Source organism: Mesoplasma photuris ATCC 49581 (assembly GCF_000702725.1).
Taxonomy (GTDB): domain Bacteria; phylum Bacillota_I; class Bacilli_A; order Mycoplasmatales; family Mycoplasmataceae; genus Tullyiplasma; species Tullyiplasma photuris.
In genome coordinates this window covers 15,374-37,358 of record NZ_JNJI01000005.1, presented here as the reverse complement: position 1 = coordinate 37,358, position 21,985 = coordinate 15,374, and the positions used below count along the sequence as shown (strand labels likewise).

General features: G+C 27.4%; 20 protein-coding genes and 4 tRNA genes. 2 read left to right on the top strand and 22 right to left on the bottom strand.

The window, feature by feature from the left end:
- From rseP to rpmG, 4 genes are all read right to left on the bottom strand, one after another.
- The gene (gene rseP / locus T347_RS0102925; RefSeq protein WP_051636041.1) at positions 1 to 1,239 is read right to left on the bottom strand and encodes an RIP metalloprotease RseP; all 1,239 of its coding nucleotides are present in this window, start codon (positions 1,237 to 1,239) and stop codon (positions 1 to 3) included.
- Positions 1,240 to 1,259: 20 nt separating this feature from the next.
- A complete protein-coding gene (locus T347_RS03820) occupies positions 1,260 to 2,342 on the bottom strand; it encodes a phosphatidate cytidylyltransferase (RefSeq protein ID WP_051636040.1) in 1,083 nt (360 codons plus the stop codon).
- 62 nt (positions 2,343 to 2,404) lie between these two features.
- Entirely contained in the window at positions 2,405 to 3,475 is a 1,071-nt protein-coding gene (locus T347_RS0102915) for a M24 family metallopeptidase (protein WP_031543140.1), read from the bottom strand.
- Between the two features lie 57 nt (positions 3,476 to 3,532).
- On the bottom strand, positions 3,533 to 3,676 hold the full coding sequence (gene rpmG, locus T347_RS0102910) for a 50S ribosomal protein L33 (RefSeq protein ID WP_031543138.1): 144 nt from the start codon (positions 3,674 to 3,676) through the stop codon (positions 3,533 to 3,535).
- 203 nt (positions 3,677 to 3,879) lie between these two features.
- Here rpmG and T347_RS0102905 point away from each other — a divergent pair, with 203 nt between their 5' ends.
- Positions 3,880 to 4,905, top strand: coding sequence for a lipoprotein (locus T347_RS0102905; RefSeq protein ID WP_031543136.1), 1,026 nt, complete (start codon positions 3,880 to 3,882; stop codon positions 4,903 to 4,905).
- A gap of 77 nt (positions 4,906 to 4,982) precedes the next feature.
- On the opposite strand, the gene T347_RS0102900 is transcribed toward T347_RS0102905, so the two are convergent.
- The 14 genes from T347_RS0102900 to T347_RS0102835 form a co-directional block, all read right to left on the bottom strand.
- A tRNA-Leu gene (locus tag T347_RS0102900) sits at positions 4,983 to 5,071 on the bottom strand.
- Positions 5,072 to 5,094: 23 nt separating this feature from the next.
- Positions 5,095 to 5,170: transfer RNA gene (locus tag T347_RS0102895), tRNA-Lys, on the bottom strand.
- A gap of 5 nt (positions 5,171 to 5,175) precedes the next feature.
- Positions 5,176 to 5,250, bottom strand: a tRNA-Gln gene (locus T347_RS0102890).
- Between the two features lie 5 nt (positions 5,251 to 5,255).
- Positions 5,256 to 5,339: transfer RNA gene (locus tag T347_RS0102885), tRNA-Tyr, on the bottom strand.
- A gap of 199 nt (positions 5,340 to 5,538) precedes the next feature.
- Entirely contained in the window at positions 5,539 to 6,450 is a 912-nt protein-coding gene (locus T347_RS0102880; protein ID WP_031543134.1) for a lysophospholipid acyltransferase family protein, read from the bottom strand.
- Positions 6,451 to 6,452: 2 nt separating this feature from the next.
- Positions 6,453 to 6,935, bottom strand: coding sequence for a dihydrofolate reductase (locus T347_RS0102875; protein ID WP_031543131.1), 483 nt, complete (start codon positions 6,933 to 6,935; stop codon positions 6,453 to 6,455).
- Positions 6,928 to 7,257: a holo-ACP synthase gene (locus T347_RS0102870; protein WP_031543129.1), complete on the bottom strand. Its 330-nt coding sequence runs from the start codon at positions 7,255 to 7,257 to the stop codon at positions 6,928 to 6,930. Before T347_RS0102870 ends, T347_RS0102875 begins: the two co-directional genes overlap by 8 nt.
- Before the next feature lie 55 nt (positions 7,258 to 7,312).
- A complete protein-coding gene (locus T347_RS0102865) occupies positions 7,313 to 7,792 on the bottom strand; it encodes a deoxycytidylate deaminase (RefSeq protein ID WP_031543127.1) in 480 nt (159 codons plus the stop codon).
- A gap of 1 nt (position 7,793) precedes the next feature.
- A complete protein-coding gene (locus T347_RS0102860) occupies positions 7,794 to 9,155 on the bottom strand; it encodes a hypothetical protein (protein WP_031543124.1) in 1,362 nt (453 codons plus the stop codon).
- A gap of 1 nt (position 9,156) precedes the next feature.
- The gene (locus T347_RS0102855; RefSeq protein ID WP_031543122.1) at positions 9,157 to 10,077 is read right to left on the bottom strand and encodes an RluA family pseudouridine synthase; all 921 of its coding nucleotides are present in this window, start codon (positions 10,075 to 10,077) and stop codon (positions 9,157 to 9,159) included.
- Entirely contained in the window at positions 10,061 to 10,888 is an 828-nt protein-coding gene (locus tag T347_RS0102850) for a signal peptidase II (protein ID WP_051636039.1), read from the bottom strand. The genes T347_RS0102855 and T347_RS0102850 overlap by 17 nt, the downstream gene beginning before the upstream one ends.
- Positions 10,889 to 10,902: 14 nt before the next feature.
- On the bottom strand, positions 10,903 to 13,632 hold the full coding sequence (gene ileS, locus T347_RS0102845) for an isoleucine--tRNA ligase (RefSeq protein ID WP_031543118.1): 2,730 nt from the start codon (positions 13,630 to 13,632) through the stop codon (positions 10,903 to 10,905).
- Positions 13,633 to 13,919: 287 nt separating this feature from the next.
- A complete protein-coding gene (locus T347_RS0102840) occupies positions 13,920 to 14,903 on the bottom strand; it encodes an alpha/beta hydrolase (protein WP_031543116.1) in 984 nt (327 codons plus the stop codon).
- A 137-nt stretch (positions 14,904 to 15,040) separates the two neighbouring features.
- Entirely contained in the window at positions 15,041 to 17,281 is a 2,241-nt protein-coding gene (locus tag T347_RS0102835) for an MOLPALP family lipoprotein (protein ID WP_031543113.1), read from the bottom strand.
- A 268-nt stretch (positions 17,282 to 17,549) separates the two neighbouring features.
- Between T347_RS0102835 and T347_RS03870 the strand changes: the two genes are divergently transcribed.
- Positions 17,550 to 18,131: a hypothetical protein gene (locus T347_RS03870; protein WP_156952774.1), complete on the top strand. Its 582-nt coding sequence runs from the start codon at positions 17,550 to 17,552 to the stop codon at positions 18,129 to 18,131.
- Here T347_RS03870 and T347_RS0102825 read toward each other — a convergent pair.
- The 4 genes from T347_RS0102825 to T347_RS0102810 are packed head-to-tail and all read right to left on the bottom strand — an operon-like array spanning position 18,126 to position 21,973.
- Positions 18,126 to 19,052, bottom strand: coding sequence for a Pr6Pr family membrane protein (locus T347_RS0102825; RefSeq protein WP_031543108.1), 927 nt, complete (start codon positions 19,050 to 19,052; stop codon positions 18,126 to 18,128). The two genes, T347_RS03870 and T347_RS0102825, sit on opposite strands and share 6 nt — an antisense overlap.
- Positions 19,053 to 19,109: 57 nt before the next feature.
- Positions 19,110 to 19,469, bottom strand: a complete 360-nt coding sequence (sepF, locus tag T347_RS0102820; protein WP_031543106.1) for a cell division protein SepF — start codon at positions 19,467 to 19,469, stop codon at positions 19,110 to 19,112.
- A 1-nt stretch (position 19,470) separates the two neighbouring features.
- A complete protein-coding gene (ftsZ, locus tag T347_RS0102815; protein WP_051636038.1) occupies positions 19,471 to 20,631 on the bottom strand; it encodes a cell division protein FtsZ in 1,161 nt (386 codons plus the stop codon).
- 1 nt (position 20,632) lies between these two features.
- The gene (locus tag T347_RS0102810; RefSeq protein WP_031543101.1) at positions 20,633 to 21,973 is read right to left on the bottom strand and encodes a hypothetical protein; all 1,341 of its coding nucleotides are present in this window, start codon (positions 21,971 to 21,973) and stop codon (positions 20,633 to 20,635) included.
- Between the last annotated feature and the right edge of the window lie 12 nt (positions 21,974 to 21,985).

Genomic DNA, 21,985 nt, shown 5'->3' with positions numbered 1-21,985 from the left:
CTACATAATTAAATCTTTAATTGTTATTAATACAAATATACCAATGAATAAAATCGCACCAATTGAGTATGCAATATATTTATACTTCTTATTCAAATCTCTTCTAATGGCTGCTTCAACTGCATTTTCTAAAAATTTATAACCATCTAATGGTGGAATCGGAAGCATATTTAACATAAATAGGTTAGCACTAATTCCTCCAAAATATAAGAAAAATTCAGTGGGTGAATCTAATACATTTGCAGTTTGGTTAGCCATTCCTACAGGTCCTGATAACGCATCAAAATTACCGGTAAATAGTTGTCCAATTCCCTTAATTAAACTAATTGATTGATTAGCCGTTTCTTTTCAACCATAACCATAAGCTTCGGTTGTATTTTTAAAATATCTATACGGCGCTGTTATTCCAATAGAAACTTTTTTATCATTAGTAATTTTTTTGATGAATTCTTCTTTAAGTATCGGATTATCTTTTAAAGATACAGTTATTTCTTCATTAGTTGTACCAATAAATGCTCCTGAAACTTTATCAATCGGTTTAAATGAAATTGATAATTCAATTTCATTTATATCTTCTATAGTTAATGTATTTCAATCAACTAAATCAAATTCATTTTTAAAATTATAAACAATTGTTTCATAATCTTTTGCTTTTGCTTGATTTACATCATAAAGATCTGTGTTTGCAGAATGTTCATAAATACCAAGTTTATAGTTTCACTCAGTAATAGCATATGTTTGATCTTCAGACTTATACTCTGAATCAACAGTTTGAATCATTTTTAATGCAACACTATCGTTAGAAAATCTTTGTCCATAAAAAGACATATCATCAGGTTTGTACATTGATGCCATTAAAGTTGTTGTAATAATAAATGCCGCTAATAAAAAGTTTACTACTGGACCAGATATGATAAAAAATGCTTTTTTTCAACGTTTAGCATAATCCATTTTTCTTTCATCTGGAATTGTATCTGCTAAATCTTCTCTACCTTTAGGAGGTTCAGATTTATCTGATGCAATTCATACATAACCTCCAAGAGGAATTAAACGAATTGAATATCAAGTTTCTTTACCTTTAAAAGTGAAAAGTCTTGGACCAAAACCGACTGCAAACTCATATACATAAGCTTTCGCTAATTTAGCTAATAAAAAATGACCGAACTCATGGACTAAAACTAAGAATAATACAACTAAAATTCCAATAATGAAACCAGCGATAATTATTCCAACTTCCATAAGACGATCTCCTTTTTAAATTAAATTGTATATCCTCAAATAATTGTCATTATAAACATAATAAAGAAAACTAAGTAGAAAGAATCCATTCTATCTAAAATTCCACCATGACCTGGTATTAATTTTGAATAATCTTTAATCCCAACATAACGTTTGATTGCACTAAATAATAAGTCACCCATTTGACCAACAATTGAAATCATCAATGTCATTAAGAAGAATACTACGAATGCAAGTCCAATTGATTCATTTTGGAAGATTCCATATAGTGGTGAATATTCTTTAGTATCTGAGAAGAAAAATAATAGGAAAGCAAAAAGGAATCCAATTATCGTTGCCACACCAGTTCCAATTAAAGCTCCTTCTCAAGTTTTTTTAGGACTGATGTTTGGGGCTAATAAATTTTTACCGAATTTACGACCACCCAAGTATGCAAATGAATCTGTCAAGATGATTGTTGATCAAACTCAAATAATACTTGTGAAAGAATATGTTGGAGAATTTCCACTATCTGATAAATTTAGTGGTTCAACCCCAAATGATAAAGCCATTGTTTCAAAACCTTTTAATGCACTTATCATTAATAATGAAACAAAAACTAAAATTAAACCTTTTTTAATTCAATCTTTTTTATTTGCCATAAAAGAAATCAACATCAATACAGAAATATAAATAATTCCAATCAGTGCTATAACTCAAAATTTGGACATTTTATTAAAAATATTTAAATCAAAAGAATTATACAAAAATATTTTTAGTGAAGCTTCTTTTTGACCAAACGGTCAAATAAATAATGCCAAACCACCAAGTATAATAGCTGCAAAGTGATATCATTTTTTAATTCCTAAAGCTCGTGAAAGTTCGAATAAACTACCAGCTAATAAAGCTCAAGTTAAAATAATAAAAATTCAACCAAAAGCTAAAACAGCATCAGGGTTAACATTAATACCTCTTTGTAACTCCGTGTGTAGGGTAGACATTGTTAGATAAATTACAATAACAACACCTAAAACTATTGCCGAATTAATTCTTGTTTTAAGATCGCTTTTTACTTTTTTTGGAGGAAAATCTTTTTCTCTTTTTTTAAAAATATTTTGTAACATTAATCCTCCGCATTTATAAGTATTATTTTAGCAAAAAATGGCAAAAAAAATAAGGGTTTGCCTTATTTAATTTTTATTAATTCTCTTTTTGAAGAAGTAAGCATTTCATATCCAGTTTTAGTTACAAGCAAGTCATCTTCAATTCTTACTCCACCAATTCCTGGAATATAAATTCCCGGTTCAACAGTAATTGCCATATTCTCTTTTAAAATTTGATTTGATAGTGCGTTTTCATACGGATCTTCATGAATTTCAATACCAATTCCATGACCTAAACCATGATCAAAGTATTGACCATAACCAGCATCATCAATAAATTTAGCAACTTCTCTATGAATATCTCCAGCATTTTTTTCTGCTTTAACTAAACTTATTCCTAAACTTTGCGATTCATAAACAACATTATAAATTTTTTCTAATTCTTCACTAACATCACCCAAAGCAAAAGTTCTAGTTTGATCTGAACAATAACCATTATAGTAACATCCCATATCTAAAGTAACTAATTCTCCTGAATTCATTACTTTGTTAGTTGGAACAGCGTGTGGCATACTTCCATTAACACCTGATGCTACAATTGTGTCAAAACTTAATTTATCAGCACCATTTGCTAAAAATCTATCTGAAACAAATCTTGCTAATTCAATTTCAGTTTTCCCTGGTTTAACTCAAGCAATAACTTCTTCAAAAACTTTATTAGTGATGTCACAAGCTTTTTGAATTTGCTCGATTTCTCAAGCTTCTTTTTCCATTCTTAAAAATTGTGTATCGATTGCTTTAATTTCATAATTTTTAAAAATTTGTTCGAAACTTTCAAATTGTTTATACATCACTCAATCAGATTCGAATCCTAATGATTTAACTTGATCATTTTCCAAAATTTTATTCATTTCTTGATAAACATTTTTTCCAAAATGGATCACATGATCAACATTTTGTAAGTCTTTCTTGTTATTAGCTGCTGTAATATATCTTCCATCTAAAAATAAATAACTAGCTTTTTTAGTAATAATCAAGTAACCCATTGAAGAATGAAAACGTGAATATCAATATCTATTTTGTGGTGAAAATAATAACATTGCATCAGTATTATTTTGTTCTAATAATTGTAATATTTTATCTTTTTTATTCATATTATTTCCTCATCTTTAATAATATTAAAGCATAAAAAAATAGTCTTTTTATTAAGACTATTTTTTTTGTTTATGAATTTCGTGTTTGTTACAGTTTGAACAGTATTTTGAAGCTTCTATTTTTGGTAATTTTTTGTCATTTCTACCAATATAGTTTTCGTTTTTACAAACTGAACAACGTAAAATAATTTTGTCGCGCATATTAACATTAACCTCTCTAAATTCATAATATTATCATGTAATATCAGCTGTAGATATTTTCTACTTGCTTTTTAATAATATCAATTATCGCAAAATATTTCAACACTTTAACTATATTTAATTTAAATATTGAATAAATAATTGTATGGTGCTTATTTTATAGTAAAATATTATTAAATATTATAATAATAACGGAGGCATGTATGAGAAAACTTATCGCTATTCTTGGAGCAATTACACTTTCAGCTGCAACAACAAGTACTGTAATGGCTTGTTCATCAGATAAAACCGATTCAAGAACTTTTGATCAAGTAGAAAATTGAATCAATAGTACTAAAGCAACTTTTAATGCCGATGGAACAGTTAATGAAAAAGCTTCACATATGATTTTATATATTGGAGCTAAAGATAATGCTAGTGCAAAATCTTTTGAAAGAATGTTAGCAAAAACTGTTGGATTAGATCCAACTGCTTCAATCAAAACAATTTCAGAAAAAATTAATAGTACTAATAATGAAACTTTAAAAGAACTTTTAAGAACTGATGTTATCTTAGATAAAGAATATGATACATCACAAGGAATTTATAATGTTAAATGAGATGAAGATAAAGGTACTTGAAAAACTGATGGAGCATTAAATAATAGTATTTCACTTTCAGGAGTTGGTCCTAATAAACAAGTTGAAGGATATTTAGAACCGAAGATTGAATTCCAAGGTATAAATATTGAAAAATCTAGTGATCTTTGAAATGAAGGTGCAACAGCAGAAATTTTAAATTGACTAGTCGAAGAAAGTATTGCTCGAGTTTTCTTATCACAGAAAAAAGAAACTGGATCACAAGATTGAAAAACAGAATTAGAACCATTTATTGATACTATTAAAGAAAAAGTTAAAGAATTAAAAGGACCTGTGTTCCTAATAATTAAAAACGGAACAATTACTGGAGCTACTTCTGGGTTTGCAACAACTCAAGAAGGTTTAACTGATTTAATTGGTGATAAGGATCCATCAAGAGTTGCTAATTTAAAAAGTGAAGATGATGATTTAATTAATGATCAATTTGAAAAATGAATTGATGATGTAAGAAGTAATTACTATAATAAAGAAACTGGAAATTTTGAAGAAACTGCTCAAGCTACTTTTACAAAATTTAATAGTGGTAAGATCCAATCAACAACACCTGTTGCTTACCAAGATGCAACAACTGAAGGTGAAGATATCGATTAATAACCTAACGGTTATTTTTTTTATTAAAAAATGAAAAGACATAAAAAAATCAACCCGAAGGTTGAGTAATTTTTTAATGGTCCCCAAGGCCGGACTTGAACCGGCACGGGATATAAAGCCCGCTGGATTTTAAGTCCAGTGCGTCTACCTGTTCCGCCACTTGGGGATAAATCCAAAATATAAAAATGATGGTGACTCGTCGGGGATTCGAACCCCGGACCCACTGGTTAAAAGCCAGTTGCTCTACCGGCTGAGCTAACGAGTCGTGAATGGTTGGGCTAGCAGGATTCGAACCGGCGCATGAAGGAGTCAAAGTCCTTTGCCTTACCGCTTGGCTATAGCCCAATAAATGGTGGAAGGGGAGGGATTCGAACCCCCGAACCGAAAGGAAGTGGGTTACAGCCACCCGCGTTTAGCCTCTTCGCTACCCTTCCAAATATTAGTTTGATCAACTCTTAAAAAATAAATCAATTGCTATTGTGACCCACTAAGACACATATATAATTTTATATAAATATTTTTACCTTGTCAATCTTTTACGAGTAATTAAAACAAAGTTAATTACCTATTAATTATTAAATAATTTGCTTCTAATTGCAATACATTTTAAGGAAAAAAATAAAAAATTGTAGATTAATCTACAATTTTAAAGATATCTTTAATTGATTTTTTTGAATTAGATTTTTTGGCTTTTTTGATCGCTTCTAATTCTTTTTCTTTTTGTTTTAATAATTTTTTAGGAGATACTCCAATTGTTTGATGCATTTCCTTGTTTTCTCATTTTTCTAAGTTAGCTACAACTTCTTTTCTAACATTATTTGTTAAAGCAGCAGTTGCTAATGAAATATGTTTTGAAGCAGGAATTGGTTTACCAAAAACCACTTTTACTTCAACGTGTTTTGGACGATCTGGAGCAAAAACTAAATGAGAATTTATGAAAGTAACTGGAACAACCGGCGCATTTGCCATTTGAGCAATTTTCATTGAAGCGTCTAAAAATTCACCAACTTTTTGAGAATTAGATCTTGTTCCTTCTGGGAAAATAACCATTGAACGCTTAAATTCAACAATCAATTCTTTCGCTTCTTTAAAAGCAGCTACAGCACTTCTAGGATTGTTGCGATCCAAAGGAATAACATCGATTAAACGTACGAAGTTTCCAAATGTTTTATCATCTCATAATTCTTCTTTTGCAATAAATGCAACTGGTTGTTGAACTGAAAAATCATTCATAGCTAATAAAATAACTGGATCAATATTTGATTGATGGTTTGGTGCTAAAACAAGACCAGTATCTAATCAATTTTCTAGTCCTTCTACTTTAACAGTAACGTTTAAAACGTTTAAAAGATGTTTTGCTTGTTTTTTTGTTCAATCATAACAAAATTCTTCTGAATAATATCCTGCTTCACGACGATTTTTTCTAACGATTTTTTTAGATTTTCTTTTCATGTGTAATAATGGTAATCACATGTAAGTCATTTTTAATGGATCAAATTTTACTTTATCCTCTTGTTCGATTGTTGTTGTAACTTCTGTACTCATAGTTAATCCCTTTCAAAGTATTCTATGTAAAACTCATCGTAATCAATTTGTTTCACTTTACTTAATTTATTATAATTGAAATTTTCAATATATACATCACCTTCATAATCTTCTTTGATTATTGTTCTAATAATTTCATCAGCATGATCAAAAAACAAATTAAATATTTGACTACCACCAATCACATATAATTTATTGTCTGGATTGTTTTTATATTTCTTAATTAGATCAGAAATATCATCTATATAAATCAAATTATCTTTATTATTAACCGACAGTGCTTTTGCATTGCTTGATAATACATAATTTAAGCGTTTTGGAAGTGGTTTTTGACCCATTGATATAAAAGTCTTATTCCCCATCAAAATATCACTGTTTAGTGTAGTAGCTCGAAAATGTTTCATCTCCTCAGGAATTGATCATGGGAGACTATTTTTATTACCAATAACACCTTTTTGAGTTTGTGCTCATATTAGACTAATCATCTTCTCTTACCGCCATTCCTACAGAATAATTTGTTTCATGAGAAATTGAAATGTGAATATTTTTTAAATCTTCATTCAAAATAATTGGTGCTTGATCATCATAATTAATCTCAATTGCATTCATCGGAATTTTTTGATCCAAAGTTTTAATAATCGCCTCTTTGATTGCTCAACGTCCACCAAGAAATTCTAATTTTGATTTATCTGAAGTTTTAGCATTTAAAATATCAATTTCTTTGATTGTTAAAACTTTACTTAAAAATTTTTCTTCTAAGTTTAATCTATTATTTTCAACAATATCTATTCCTACTTTTTTAATCATAATTCACCTTCTTTAATTTTAACATTTTGAATTAAAAAAATAAAAGCAAATGCTTTTATTTTACTTCAATATTAATTTCTAAATCTAATAGTGCTTCATAAACAATTCCAGCTGCATCTAGCATTTTTCTAGATGTAACAAATTCTTTATCATTGTGGTATTTATCTTCCATGTAATAAATTTTTGAAATTCCGGCTTGAATTGCTAGTTTAGTACATTCGTTACACGGAAATAATGTTACATACAAGCTAGTATTAGTTAAATCTGTTTTAGCACTAACAATAGCATTTAATTCAGCATGAGCAACATATGGATATTTTAGTTCAGCTCATTCACCATCACTATTTGCTCATGGGAAAATGTCATCATCAATTCCTCTTGGAAATCCATTATAACCCGTTGAAAGAATTTGATTTAAACCATTAACAATTACAGCACCAACTTGTGTATTTGGATCTTTACTTCTCATCGCACTAGCTGTAGCAATTGTCATAAAATATTGTTTTCATGATAAATAATTTTCTCTTTTTCCCATGTTAACCTCTAATTTTGAATTTTAAAAAACTATTTAAAGCTTCTTGATGAACACCATCTGGCATTCAATTACCATCAGGGGAGATTCTTCCAATTCATCCAATTTTTTCAAGGATTGCATTTGCTCCATCAACACCACCAAATAAATTATTATTTGCGTAATATTTCAAAGCCACAACAACATTCATATCTTGTGCAGGAATATAGTGATCCATTATTAAGAAAACCATAATAACTACCACGAATGCTAAGATTATTAAAATTAAAATACTATAAGTTCAATTTCATTCTTTTAAATTAACTTTTGTTAATCCAACAAATGCTGAACCAAGAATTAAACCTGATAAAACTAAAGTTAAATCCATTCATTGACCAGTAAATAAAGTTATGAAAACAATTATTACCATTGGTCAAATCATTTTATATTTAGCTCAACGAGCTACGGGAGTTTTTTCACCAGATGAACTCATTGCAGTCATTCCAATAAGAATACCAAGAATTGGTAATGGGCCAGACATAATAACACCTGGTAATACTGATGATGCAAACAATCCTAATAATACATATGATAATAAAAATGATATTCCGAATTTAAGTGGTTTTAATTTATTTTCAGCAATTTTTGATGTTCTAAATAAAGCAACTCCAACAATGAATAAGAATAATATACTCATCAATAAATTCGTTGTGATTGGTGCAAATCCTCATGTGAAAATTCTTCATCATTGACCACCTAAAATTGAAAGTGAATAAGTAGTTCCACCAAAAACCAATTTAGATGATTCTGGAAATAGTCTCAATTCTGGAGACATTGCTCCAATTACTGAGAAAATAGTTGGCAAGATAACAAATAATAACAATAAACCTCATGATATTGTAACTTTATTAGTCTTAATATCAGTCATAAATTTTTGGAAGTAATTTAGTTGTTCATCATTTTTATCAGAATCAGCTAAACTTGATTCTTGTTCTCTTTTCAATCCATCAGAAACTTTTGAAATTGATAATTTAGCGATTGAATCAAAATATGGTTCTAATTCATCATAAATAGTTTTAGCATCTGCTGTAACTAAAATTTCGTCTCCGATTTCTTCAACATTTGATGAAGCACTTTCCGAAATTGTAATTTTCATAACTTTAGTTTTTGATGAGTTATCAGAAACTTGTTTAATGATGTAATCTAATTCATTGTTTTCTAAACTTGTTGATGAATCATCGACAAGTTTAATAACTTTGATATGATTAAATTTATTATAAAAATAAATCACTTTATCATTAACTTTTGATTTGTAAACTTTATACTTTAATTCCTTCTGGAAGTAAGTTTTTAGAGCCGACTTTACATCTGTATAATTGAATTCCATTTTATGCACCTCTTAATTCTTTAATTTTATCATTAAATTCACTTGGAAGTGGAGCAATAATCTCAATTTCTTTTTTTGTGATCGGATGTTTAAAAGAAAGTTTATATGCATGAAGCATTTGTCCGAAGTCGGTTGTTTTTTCTGTTAGACGACCATACACAGGATCATTCATGATTGGGAATTTAATAAAAGCAAAATGAGCACGAATTTGATGTGTTCTTCCTGTCTCGATTGAAACTCTTAATAAAGAAGCATTTTCAAATCTTTCAATCACTTCGAATTTAGTTCTAGCTTCTTTAGAATTTTTGTGAGTTACCATCATTTTCTTACGGTCATTTTGGTGTCTTCCAATTGGAGCATCAATAATTCCTTTATTTTCTTTGATCACTCCTCAAACAAGTGCTTGATATTCTTTATAAACTTCATGATCAGCAATCATTCTACTCATCTCTTTATGAGCCTTGTCGTTTTTAGCAACAATCAATAATCCTGTAGTTTGTTTATCTAAACGGTGAATAATACCAGGTCTTTCAACACCACCAATACTTGATAAATCATCCATAGATCCTAATAAAGCATTAACTAATGTTCCACTTGTGTTTCCAGCTCCCGGATGAACAACCATGTTATTTGGTTTATTAATGATCAAAATATCTTCATCTTCATATAGTGTTTCAAAATCAATTTTTTCTGCAACAATATCTGTTGATTCAGGTTCAGGTACATTAACGATAATTACATCTTCTAATTGAAGCAACTGTTTTTGACTAGAAATTACATCATTGACTAAAACATTTCCATCTTTAATTAATTTTTGCAAGAAAGCTCTAGAGAATTCATGTTCATCTTTTAATACTTCTGATAAATATTTATCCAATCTAACACCACTTTGTGTAGATGATAACTTAATTTGTTTTTTCATCATTCTCTCCCTTTTTATTTTTAATTAAATCATGATGTCTTATTTTTAATATATAAGCCACGCAAATTCAAATCATCAATATACCTAAGCATCAAGCAAATAATATATAACTAATACCATTAATAAACATCATCACTGTCATTGAAATTGATAATGCACTTCCGACAACACCAAATATAATTGCAATTCCAGTATGAGTTTTTAAATTTTCAATTGTTTGGTTTTCTCATTTAGTTTTGAAATAAACTTTTCAACATAAATTTCATATTTCAATTATAAATGCCAATATCAATACTGCAATTCCAATATTTACCCAAAGATCAGCTAAATTAAATACATAAGAATTTGATCCAAATATATCAAACTCTCATTTAAACATATCAACAACTCCACCTTTAACACCTGCATTTTCAACCGCATCAAGTGGAATCATCGGCGCTCAAGATCTAGCTAATAAGTTGGCAAATGATCCTGCTAAAATAAATGTTAATGCTAAATTTCATTTTTTATCAGCTATAAAAATTCAACCAATCAAAGCAATTAATGTTGAAAATGACGCTAAAGAAATTGTTAGCGACATGTTATCAGCTCCAACTCCTTTGGCTGCTCCAGGATTTATGATGTAATCCAAACCAATTACTCCCGGAATTCAATTACTAATTGATTGACCATATTCCATTTGTCCAACTACAACCGCTTTTATAATTCAATCTATTGCGATTAAAAAGATTAATAAGGGTAATGCTACTCTTAATTTTCATTTTCAACCATATTCATGACTAATAAATTTTTCTTTAATGTTTAATCACATAGATTTCCTTTCTTTTAAGAATTAACTACTTCATTACAACGAACACAAATTTCGTTATCAATTAATGTTTCAAAAATTCCTCAACATCTTTCACATTTACCACCTTGTTTAGGTGATATTTTAATTGAAGAAATTACTTGCTCAGTAAATTCGGCATCCACTTCATTAAAAATAACTTCATTTACAATAAAGATTTGAGATAAATCTTTAATTTCTTTTAAAGTTTCATATCCTTGTTTTAATGAAATTTCAACAACAGCTTCAAAACCTTTGTTAATAATTTTTTCATTTCTTGCATTTTCAAGTGCTTTATTGACATCATTTCTTAATGCTAAAACATTATTTCATTCTGCAATAAATTCTTCAGATTGAGCAAAATTTTGTTCTCTTAAATCTAATAAATGAACTGATTTTGATTTATCTTTAATGTTAAATGATTGATAAACTTCTTCGATTGTATGAACAAGAATTGGTCTTAAAGTATCAATTAATACTCATAGTTGTTCAAATAAAACTGTTTGAACTTGTCTTCTTCTTACATTATCTTTCTTTTCAATATATAAAATATCTTTAATAAAGTCTAAATAGAATGAAGATAAATCTTTTGTTACATAGTTAATAACTAAATTATAAACTTGATTGTAAGCTAAATTATCATAAGCAATTTTAACTTTGTTTTTAAATTCTGTTAAGTTATTTAATGCAAATTGATCGACTGGTGATAATCCTTTAATGTAATCAGTCTCAGCATCAAAATCTGATAGATTAGCTAAAATAAATCTCATAGTGTTTCTTATTTTTCTGTATGATTCAGAAACTTGTTTAATAATATCATTTCCTCATTTTTGATCATCAGTATAGTTAGTTGATGAAACTCATAATCTTAAGATGTCTGCTCCTAAGTCATTTGAGAAATCCACAGGATCAACACCATTACCTAATGATTTAGACATTTTTTCACCTTTTTCAGTAACTGTCATACCATGTGAAACTAATTTTTTATATGGTGCTTGACCACTATAAACTGTTGAGTTAATCATTGAAGCATTGAATCAACCACGATATTGATCGCTACCTTCTAAGTAAATATCAAATGGTAGTGATAATTCTGGGAAGCGATTTTGTAATGCGATAGCACTTGATCCTGAATCAAATCAAACATCTAAAATATCTTTTTCTTTTCTTAAGTTTTGATTTTGATATTCTTTTGGTAAAAATGTATCTGCAGTTTCTTTAAATCATGCATTAACACCTAATTCTTCAATTTTAGTAATAGCATGATTTAAAATTTCATTATTTAAAACTAATTCATCATTTTCATTATAGAATCCAATAATTGGTACTCCTCAAAGTCTTTGACGTGAAATAGTTCAATCTGTTCTATCTTCTAAAACTTGATATAGACGTTGTTTTGCTCATTTTGGATTTGTTTCAATTCCATCAACATTTTTTAAAATTTCTGATTTAACTTTATCTAGACCAACAAATCATTGTAAAGTACATCTGTAAATAACTGGTTTTTTAGTTCTTCAATCATGAGGATAAGAGTGAGTTACAAATTTTAATTTTAATAATTTATTGTTTTCTGCCAATCTTTGACCGATTTCTTTATTTGTATCATCATAAAATTTTCCAACTAATGATTCATCATAGATAGCCATCTCTTCTGTAAATTTACCTTGATTATCAATTGGAGCAAAAGGTTCCATACCGTTATTTTTAACAATGGTATAATCATCTTCACCAAAACCTCCAGCAGTATGAACTAAACCAGTTCCAGCTTCATCAGTTACGTGGTGTCCAATTACTACTTTAGCAATTTTTGATTCATACAATGGGTGCGCATATTCCAGATCAACTAAATCTGTTCCTTTAATAATACTGATCACTTCAACATCAGTTCATCCAATCGCTTCAGATACTGCATTAATTAAAGAGTGAGCAATAATGAAACGACGATCATCATTTGATGGTTTAACAATTGCATATTCCATTTTTTCACCAACTGAAATTAATTGGTTTGATGGAATTGTTCATGGAGTTGTAGTTCAAATAACTAAGTTATCGCCCTTGACAACAAATTGATTTGAATTAGTAATTTCACAAGCTACATAAATTGTTGGTGATTTAATATCAGCATATTCAATTTCTGATTCAGCTAATGCTGATTCTGATGACGGTGATCAGTAAATTGGTTTTAAAGCTTTGTAAATTAAATTTTTTTGATACATTTTTTCAAATAAACGCAATTCAGAAACAACATAATCATGAGTTAATGTAACATATTTAGTATCGTAATCAGTAAACATCCCTAAACGCTTAAATCCTTTTGTTTGACGTTCAATTTGTTCTCATGCATATTTTTCACATAATTTTCTAAACTCAACCGGATCAATCGCTTTACGATCAACACCAGTTTTAGTAACTGCTGTTTCAATTGGTAAACCATGTGTATCTCATCCCATAATAAAAGGAGCTTTGTAACCAGAAGCATTTTTTCAACGCACAATAATGTCTTTTAAAGTTTTATTTAATGCATGTCCTAAATGAATATCACCATTTGCATATGGAGGACCATCATGTAAAACAAATTGAGGTTTACCTTCATTTAATGATAATTTTTCTTGATAGATTTTGTCATCTTCTCACATTTTTTCAAAAACAGGTTCTTTATCTTTTAAACCTGCACGCATATCAAAATCGGTTTGTCCAATTAATAATGTGTCTTTATATTTATTTGCCATATTTATCTCCTTTTAATAAAACAAAATCGCTCCTAAATAAGGAGCGATTTATCGCGGTACCATCCTAATTAATAAATACATTATATATTTATCATCTCAAGGTTTTAACGGTGCCACCGCAGAATTCTACTCATCAAAATTTTCTTTTCTGTTTAAAAATAGTGATAACTTAAATAATAGTTAGCTAGCTTGCACCATACGCTAGTTCTCTGAGTAACATCTTATAAAAGTCGTGTCTATTAGTATTCTTAATAATTATATGTTATTTTATGTTTTAATCTATATATTTATTTGTTTTGTTGATGTTTTTTTACAAAATCAATTGAAATTTTTTTGTACTCATCTTCGAACTCGATAATTGATTTTGTATGATGATATCCTTCATCAAATATTCTAAATTCATTTTCTGGTTTACCTTCAATATTATTTTTGATGTTAGCCATACTGAAACTATCTAAAGAATCGGTAATACGATCATGACGATTATGTAAATATAACATAGGCACATATTTATTATTTGGTTGGATTAAATCTATAAAACTTAAATTATAAAGATTTACACCATATTCGTTTTTATAAATACGCATCATATCTGATAACACTTCTTTAGCATATCCTTTAAATGGTGCCGGAGCATTATTAGAAACCATTCTCTCTAATAATTTTGGTACTGACATATATGCTGAATCTGCAATTCCTCATTTAACATTAACTTTTTTGATTAATTCTATTTCAGTCAATATAAAGTGGTTTATAGTAAATCCACCCATGCTTGTACCAACCAAACCAATTTCATCAACTTTATAGTTTTGAGTTAATCATTTAACAATCGATACTAAATCTTCTTTTTCTTTCATACCTCAACTAACAATATCTTTATCAGATCCACCATGACTTCTGAAATCAAAAGTTATAATATTATATCCAAGTTCTCTATAATGTCATGTTAAATATAAAACATCAAATCTTGAAGAATTAAATCCATGACAGCCAATAATTCATTTATTTGTTGGAACTGGGTTTAATCATATTGATCCGGCTAATTTTATTCCATCAAATGATGAGGTCATAAAGTTAATTGTTGGTTCTTTATATTCTTGAATGCCTAATTTTTTATTTGAGTTTCAATTTACAGGATTTAAATTAAACATATTTACAAAATTTAGTTTTACGTTGGTTGCATTTTCTCTTTGAATGATTGTTTTAGAAAAATGGTTGTTTCACATACTAATCATTGTTCTGGCTAATGCCGAATAGTTTCTATCTTCCATTTTTACCTCATTTTCATATTATATTTTAACAAGGTATCGAACAATGTTCATTACTTATTAATAATTTATATTTATATTTAAGAATATATCTGACCTAAACAACAAAAAACCATCAATAATATTGATGGTTTTAAAAACTATTTTTTATTAATTTTTGTAATTATAAAGTTGTCATTTTGTGATTTTTTAACATATTCAAATGTATATGTATATGTTTTATTTTCATCTATATTTACATAATTAATACTTAAATCACCTTTTTGATAAATATCTTTTGCATTAACTTGAATTAGAGATTCTTTAATGATTTTGATATTTTGTTCTTTAAAGTCTTTATCCATAGATTTGATGTTTTCATCATTTTCATCATTAGCATTTAAAGATTTTCAAATATTTTCAAGAATACCAGCAATTTCTTTAATCAAATCTGTAGATTGATCATCGGGTTTTAAAATAGGTTTTATACTTTCGAAAATTTCGGAAATTGATTTACCGTTTAAAAAGTTTTTAAAAATATTTTGCAATTCTTTTAAAGAGATTTGATATTTTTGATTATCACTTGGTTCATTAATTTTATTTAAATTTAGATCATCACTAACTTTATTGATTAAATCAGTTAATGATTGAGATAAATAACTATCTTTTGATTTTGATTCTATTCCGATCAAATCCTTTAATTTAATTTCAAATAAAGTTGTTAAATTTATTGGTTTATCACCAAATAGTTTTGTAATCACTTCTGCACCATTCGGAATTTGTTCTACTAATTTATCATAAATATTAATAAGTGCATTTCCAGCAACACTAATTACTCCATCTGTTCTTAAATCACCTTTATATAAAGTTGAAAATGGTTTTTCGATAAGTCCAATTTTTGTAATAGCTATTCAAACCAGGCTGCTGATTTCATCAGTCATTACTTTTAATCCTTTAATCTCAGTATCATTACTTAATCCATAAATAACTGAAGCAAGTAATCCATATAACATATCTGTATCTAAGGCTCTAGCAACTGCTGCTTTACTTGTAAGTCAACTCACATAACCAGGAATTTGATTTCAAATCATATCAATAGTCTCATCTGTAATTAAACTTTTTAAAACTGGTGCAAAAATAGCTGCAATTGGTCCCCCATTTGCTTTTTCCATAGTTACATCGCCTTTTACTTTCACTTCAGTTTGTACACCAAATAATATATTAATTCCTCTTTGTAAAATATAACCGTTAGGATCTTTATCTTTATTAATATTACCTAAATAGTATGATAATTCTTTTAAAACGAATTTAATATTTAATTGGAAGTCTTCATTTTTCAAATAATCATTAAAAGATTCTTCTCTTCCAAAATACATGCGATTTAAAAATTCAGAATTACTTTCTTCTCCATTAAATAAATGCAATGAATCAATTGGTTGAAATGCTTTATCGTATTCAAATAGTTGAAGTTTTAATTGAATCATTGATATTGCTGTTAAGATTTCAGTAAATACTTTTCCATAAATTTGAATTGAATTTTTTGATTGATTTGATGCTGATGAGTTTTTATTTTTAATATTGTTTAATAAATCTAATCCAACCATTGATAGAGATTCTTTAATCGAATCATCAGAATCATAACTATAAGTTTTTGAATTAGGATTAATAATTAGGTTAATAGCATTAAACATAGAAATTCACAAAATATTGTCTGCTTGTTTAATGTTTAAATTACCGATTTTATCAAATACATTAATATCATTAATAATAGATTGAAAATCATTTTCGCTTAATTCGTTATTAATAAGTCCTTGACCAGAACTTTTTAGCATTGATGTTAAATCATCAATATTTATAGATATCGAACCTAACAAAGCAGATAATGTATCTGTTGAAAGTGTTGGTAAAACATCAATCACGATATTCATAATGTTGAAGATGCTGTCTTTGTTCATCCCCATTATATTTTCAGGTAATAAATTATATAAATCTCCTAATTCATTACCTTTTCTACCAGATAAATTTAAGTCTATAAATTCTGAAAAATCGCCTGTAGTTGTTGAGTAGTCAAAATATTTCTCAATTAAATCTCTATTTAATAATCTATCATTTTTTATAACTATTTTTTTATCTATCCCTTGAAGCGAATCAGAAACTTTTGCTTCGGCATATTTTTGTTTTAATAAACTTAAGTCATATTGTTTTTGATCAGCAAGAATTAATTGTTTTGCTATTAAAGCAGCAGATGTTTTAATTTCTTGACTATCTTTAATATCGATATTTTCTTTTTCATTATCTTTTTCATTTTGATTGTCAGTTTTTTTGTCAGTACATGATACAACAAGCGCACTTGAAGATGCAACTAAAGAAACAACTCCAAGTAATGCTAATAATTTTTTCATATTTTTTTCCTTCTTTCTTTTTAATTAAAAAAGGAAAGAAGCTGGCGGTATTTGCGATTTTATATTTGTTATTAAATATTTCTTTTTAATATTAGAAATTAAAATAAAAATATTACATGACCATTTTTTAATTCTTAAATAAATAACTTCAAATATCACAAATAAAATATTATCTGATCTTAAAAAAGAAATTTTTTGTTTAAATTTTATTGTTAAATATGAAAATAAAAATTTCATATTTAAAATAGTTAAGAATTGAATTTTAATTTTGAATCTTTCAGAAAATATTGATATCAAAACAATGGTTATTAAAAATATAAGTGCTATTGATAAAATTGCACAAAATATTAATGATGAGATATACACTTCGTATCAAATATGACTTGCAGACCCAAACAATAACTTGATATCAAATTTTTGAAGTACATCTATAATTATGAAATTCGAAGAAATATACAATTGAAATGCTACTTGTAAAACTCAAGCTATAAAAGCCAATATAGTTATTGAGCTAATTTTAATATCAATTTTATTATTATATTTTTTATGTTCTTCATTTCTAAAATATTTGATCATCGTTGAAGAATATTTGAATATATTAATCGAGAAAATCAAAGCTAAAATTACAACTGATAAACTAGAAAATGTTAATAAATTTTTAGGAATAAACTTAGAAATCTCTGGATACCCTAAAAAGAGAAAAACAATTATTCAAGAAAATAAATACGCAAAAGAAATTATTTTATATTTGTTTTTCATAGTGTCCTCCTTGTTTATCTTAAATAAAATTACAAAATTGAAATATGTATTTAGCACATTACAACTTTGCAATTATTATATTAAATTATAGAGTTTTTTTATTAACTTTTTTAATTATTAGGAAATATAAACTTGAAAAGCCTAACATAATTCCAAAAACCAAAATAATTATAGGAACGATTCAAATTTGACCAGATTTAGTTGTGACATTTAAAAAGAAATAAGGAAAATTTGTAGAAGCATCATAACCAGATGCTGTTCTAATTAAGCCTCTTATCATAACATAAATTACATATCCAAATAAAGGAATTAATTGAAATTTTCATTGTGCAAAGAGTTTTTCTTTTGTATAGTTATTTAAATCGTGTTTGATTGCAAATAATGAAAATCCAATAAAAGAAATCGGCATTAATATATGTAAAAATAATTGACTAATTCAATATCAATTTAATTCGATAGGTATTTCATTTGTTGGTAATAAAACAGCATTGTAAACAAGCATTGTTACAGTGATAGCAACTGCAGCAGTAATTGTCATTTTAGAATTTAAAATTCCTTTTACACCTAAATTATAAGGTTTAATCACATAGATCATCATTCATGATGCAATTAATACATTAGAGATTGTTGTGAAAAATGAAGAATAGTAAATTAAATAATCAAAAAGATTAACACTAATCAATATTTTACTTGTTTGATCATCTCCTGTTGAATAAACAAACTTTAGAAATGCCATTTCTTCTGATCCAATTCCTAATTGACCTTTATCACTTGCTCATTCATAAATTTGTTGTATTGATGTTAATTTACCATCAGATATCAATCCCTCTATTTGATTTTTTAAATTAAAAATACTTGCGATGTTTTCAGCATAAACAGCGATGATGATCCCTGTGAAAAGCAACGCAAAAAATAATCCTAATCAAATTCTGAAATTTTTAAGATCAACTGCGGCTAATCATTTTGATGAATATGATGTTTTAATCAAATTCTTTTTGTTTATATTTTTCATATTTTCCTTTATTTTATAATTTAATAATTATTCTATTTATGAAAAAAATAACCGAAGTTATTTTTTAGTTTTAAATAGGTAAATATTTTTATCCATTTTTTTATATGATCCACCAAGTACATAAATTACACCCGAAAGAAATTGTAATATTTTTTTAGATTCTTCTAAGTTTGCTTTGTTTAAATTTAAAATTATTTGACCGTTTTTTATTAAATCATCAGAAAGTGTTTGTATTTCATTATATGTCGTTGGAGAATATACTCTATCAGAATTGCTTGGTGCAGTTCTAATAGTTTCGTAAAAAGTTTTGTAGTCTTCTGACTCTTCAACTATTTCTGTATAATCAATCTCCACTTCTTCTTTTTCGATAGTATCATTTGAAATCAAAGGAGCTTTTAATTTATCTCATAATTTCATATTAATCTCTTCTTAAGAAAGTTGGGAAATCTTCTTCAACATCTGTAGTAGCTAAATCACTTGTGATTTCTGATTCAATAATAACGTTATTATTTTGATTACTTTGTTTGTTTGATTGACGAATTAAATCTAAGTTCACATTTGAACGAGATTTAATTGTTTCTTCTGTAATGTCTTCAAATCCTGTAGCAATAACTGTTACAAAAATTCTGTCGTCTTTGATTTCATCATTAATAGCAATACCATAAACAATATTAATATCTGGATTTTGAGATGCTTCTTCAATAACTTCAGCAACATCATAAGCATCAGTTAAAGAAACATCATCTCCACCTGTAATATTAATAATAACATCTTTGGCTCCAACAATTGAAGCTTCTAGCAATGCTGAATTAATTGCTGAATTTGCAGCTTCAATTGCTTTATTAGGTCCTGTAGATGTTCCTCGACCAAATAAAGCATTACCTTTTTTAGTCATGATTGTTCTAACATCAGCAAAATCTAAATTCATTAATGCTGGGACAGCAATTAAATCAGTGATTGTTTGTACTCCTTGTTTTAAAATATCATCAGCTTCTCTAAAGGAATCTTTAATAGGCATTGTTCCAATTGTTGATAAAACTTTGTCGTTTGAAATAACAATAATTGAATCAACGTTTTTCTTTAATTTCTCTAAACCTTCATCTGCAAATCTTGCACGGTGACGTCCTTCAAAACGGAATGGTTTAGTTACAATAGCAATTACTAAAGCACCACTTTCTTGAGCTATTTTAGCGATGATTGGTGCAGCACCTGTACCAGTTCCACCACCCATTCCAGCAGCCACGAAAATTAAGTCGGCTCCCTCAAGAGCTTCTCTGATTTCTTTTTCTGATTCTTGTGCAGCAATTTTACCCACTTCTGGATCTGCACCAGCTCCTAAACCAGAAGTTGTTTTTCTACCAAGTAAAATTAGTTTTTCAGCTTTTGAAGTTGCTAATACTTGTGCATCAGTATTGGCAACAATAAAATCAACACCTTTTATTTTTTCGTTTACCATTCTATTAACAGCGTTGTTTCCTCCGCCTCCAACTCCAATTACTTTAATTACAGCTGGTTTGATTGAATCTTCTGATTCAATTTCATTTAATTGAATATCATTATCAATATTGTAGTTTTCCATATTAATTTTTCTCCCTATTTTTTCTAATTACTTTTGAAGCAATGAAAGTTCCTTTAGATTCCAAGAAAGCTGGTTGTAAAAAAGGTTTTCCTTTTTGTAAACTTGGTAAATTGTTAACAAGTTCATTTGCATTAACAACCTCTTCTTTATGAATGTGATTTTGTTGTAAGTTTCTATCGTAAATAAATTGATTAGCAGCAATTAATATCGGTTCAACACCAAATGAATTAATTGATTTAATTTTTAAAATTTTAAATACATCTAAAGAACCTAAGTTGGCATTTAATTTTTCAAAACCAATAACTGAAGTTATTAAACCTGAGTTAAATTTTGGTAATCCTTTTAAAGTTATTTTTTCAATATACGAATTTTTAATTATTGATTCAATTTCATCAATGTAGTTTGTAATAATTGATTTTAAAATTTTACCAATATCACGTTTTGTCATTGTAAAGAATTTGTTTCCTTTACTACTTCTTGCCTTTAAAACATTAACATCATCAAATAATTGAGTTGCATAATTTAAATTATTATAAATGTAATTCTTAGCTGAACTTGGTTTAATTCCTATTTTATTAGAAAGTTGAATAGCTATATCTTCCATTCCTTTTTCTAAATAATAAGACTTTATAATATCTCCTGCAAAATGAATTACTTCAATATGATTTTCTTGTCAGTCAATTAAAATTCCTGATTTAATTTTTCCTAAATTATTTCTTTTGATTTCATTAATTAAAATTTTACTCTTTTGATATTGTTTTATAACAATTGAATCATTAAAAACATCTTTAAACAATTTTTCAAATGATTTTTCAACTTGTTCATCAACTCTATTTAAAGTTGCAGTTACTTCGATAAAATCACCAGCTTCAAGTGATAAAGTTCCAGTTCTATAAGTAATATCATTATAAACAAATTTAGTTGGTTTGTATGATTTAGTTTTATAACCATCTGTATCATTTGCATTTCTGAAAGTCGCTTCAATTCTTCTCTTTAATTTAGGATCAGATTGTAAAACGTATGCAGAATTAGTTAATATTTTTTCAGAAATCTTTACTAATTGAGTATCTTCTATATTTTGAGTTGATGTAGATGGGAAAATGTAATTAATACTTGTTAGCTTGTTTTTTGAACTAGAAGTATATTTTTCATAAATTTCTGAAAGATCTTTTTCAACTTTTGAAGATTCATTAATTGTATTGTTATTTTTCAAATAATTAATTTTTGCATATTTCTTTTCTTTAAAGATAACTATTTGTTGATTAGTACTTTGATTAAAAGTTGAAACGATAAAACTCATTTCATTCATTTTAATTTCAATTGTTCCAATAATTTTTCCCATGTTTACACCTAC